Below are 2,318 nucleotides of genomic sequence, written 5' to 3' on the forward strand. Positions count from 1 at the left end.
CGCTTGGCTGCTTGTTTATCTCTTGATTTACTTAGATAAAAATCAATGGTATTCCCTTCTGAATCAACGGCACGATATAAATACATCCATTGCCCGTTCACTTTAATATAAGTTTCATCGACTCTCCATGAATCATTTGTTGTTTTAAGATGATGTCGTACTTTCTCTTCTAATTGAGGTCCATATCGATCACACACCTTTTTCTAGAGTAATACTATCAGTATGTCCAAGTTTAGGAGATTGCTTGCAAAAGTTTTAGAGTTTTTGCACCAGAACCGTTCATTCCATAGGTGGGCTTTATCTTTATTACACAATACCAAAGTATACTCTCTTTCTCCTTAAACTTTATGTAATTATACATATTAACGAAAAATACACTAAATGAATATTAAATATAGTAAAATATAAATTGTGGACACGTTCTATAAATCAGATTCTTTTAAAAGGCGTAACATATCAATCATTATAGGAGACGTGGCGTTACTCCGATACTGATCTCAAATCTCTTGTATTTTGCGAACTAACAATCTGGTGTATATAGACGACTCTGTTTTATAGGCTGTGTTTACATCTATAACAAAGGGGTAATACGGATAGATTCGTATTAAATGAAAATGGTTCAAGTCGGAGGAAGGCACCTTAGGGTGTCTTTTCTTTATGACTTTACACAAAAGGGGGAGCGGGCGTAATCTCACCAAAATGGTGTGGTAAACCCAATTAGGTAGGTTATTTTTGTATCAATCGTATTTTTCGGTGCTTCTTGTTTTTAGACATATCATTTTGCTTATTTGATAAAATTTTTTTCCGTATTTACACTTTAAAGGGAAAATAGTATTATTAAATTGTTAAAAACTGTAATTAAAGGAGTCGTTAAATTGAAGAAAAGAATTCTTATTCCGGTAATGAGTATAGGTTTTCTAGTCTTTGGTACATTTTATAGTCCTGCTCAGAATACAGTTTCCGCTCAAATTAACAATGAAAAATCATCCGTAAATGAAAGTGAGTTTTAGCTTTATGATGGGGATGCCATAAGATACTACCCTTATTTTAATACTTTTATTGGGATTGCTGATGTAAGTTCAGCTAATGAACAAGAACCAAGCCGTGTAGTATTTGAGTTTTATAATTTAATAGGTGATTTATCATATGTAACAAGTGCAACTATCCCTAATCATAAGCATTCATCTTTCCAACCATTTTCAGCCCCTATAAATTCTCTAGAAGAAGCTACCTATTCTGTAAAGGTCAAAGTGATAAACGCAAAGGTAGATCCAAATAAAGTTAAATTTGCTCATATAGAATAATACGTGTGTGTATATGTACACAGTAGGAGCCTCACCATATCGAAAAATAAAATTGTATGCTAAGGACTGAAAATCCTTACTATGACAGTATTCAAAATGAATATAATTCAATCCAATATTTAGTACAATATGATAGTTCAAGTCGGAGGAAGCCACCTTAGGGTGTCTTTTCTTTATTTTCTAAAGGACCTGCTTGGGTTCTGTTGCAAACTGCGTTTTCGCTTATATAAAGCATGTATTGTTTCGATTCCTTTCAATGTACGCGAAGCATGGCGAAGACTTTGAAATCCTGCGGATTTAGAAAAACGTCGCTTGATACGTCTATGATCTTGTTCGATGAGATTATTCAAACATTTGAGTGTACAATGTGTTGTATGCTTATAAAATCCTTGCTCTCTCAATTTATTGAACGCACAAAGTAACGCGGGAGCCTTGTCTGTTGTGAGAACCGTTGGTTCTCCAAATGTTTTTACTAGTCTTTTCATAAAGGCATATGCCGCCAGATGATCACGTTTTTTGCGAAGTTGAATATCCAATGTGTGTCCATTTTTATCGATTGTACGATAGAGATAACGCCATTCACCTTTCACTTTGATATAGGTTTCATCCAGTTTCCAAGATAATTGAGCGTTTTTATTTTTCTTCTTCCAAATTTGATAAATCAAATTGCCGTATTCATGCACCCAACGCATGATTGTTGTTGGATGAACGGAGACTCCACGTTCTTTCAGTATTTTAGATACATTACGATAACTTAAAGAAAAACGGCAATAATAGCCGACGGCTACTAAAATAATATCTTTCTTGAACTGTTTTCCTTTAAAATATCTCATGCATCATGCTCCCCGAATCATTTTTCTTACATTTTAATTTCACTTAGAAAACTTAGCAACAGAACCATGAGATTGCCATATTCATAAACCCATCGCATGATGGTTGTTGGGTGAACTGAAATACCACGTTCTTTCAGGATTTCAGAGACATCGCGATAACTTAAAGAAAAACGGCAGTAGT

At 34.2% G+C, this 2,318-nt stretch carries 2 protein-coding genes and 1 pseudogene; 1 reads left to right on the forward strand and 2 read right to left on the reverse strand.

Going from position 1 to position 2,318, the window contains the following annotated elements:
- Positions 1–188 (reverse strand): annotated as a pseudogene (locus tag C564_RS36580) (DDE-type integrase/transposase/recombinase); the annotation flags it as partial.
- A gap of 687 nt (positions 189–875) precedes the next feature.
- Between C564_RS36580 and C564_RS38135 the strand changes: the two are divergent.
- A complete protein-coding gene (locus C564_RS38135) occupies positions 876–1,010 on the forward strand; it encodes a hypothetical protein (RefSeq protein ID WP_018768219.1) in 135 nt (44 codons plus the stop codon).
- A gap of 467 nt (positions 1,011–1,477) precedes the next feature.
- On the opposite strand, the gene C564_RS0131305 is transcribed toward C564_RS38135, so the two are convergent.
- The gene (locus C564_RS0131305) at positions 1,478–2,137 is read right to left on the reverse strand and encodes an IS6 family transposase (RefSeq protein WP_018768220.1); all 660 of its coding nucleotides are present in this window, start codon (positions 2,135–2,137) and stop codon (positions 1,478–1,480) included.
- Positions 2,138–2,318 lie beyond the last annotated feature (181 nt).

The sequence above is a fragment of the Bacillus sp. 105MF genome (genome assembly GCF_000374885.1).
GTDB classification, from domain to species: Bacteria; Bacillota; Bacilli; order Bacillales; family Bacillaceae_G; genus Bacillus_A; species Bacillus_A pseudomycoides.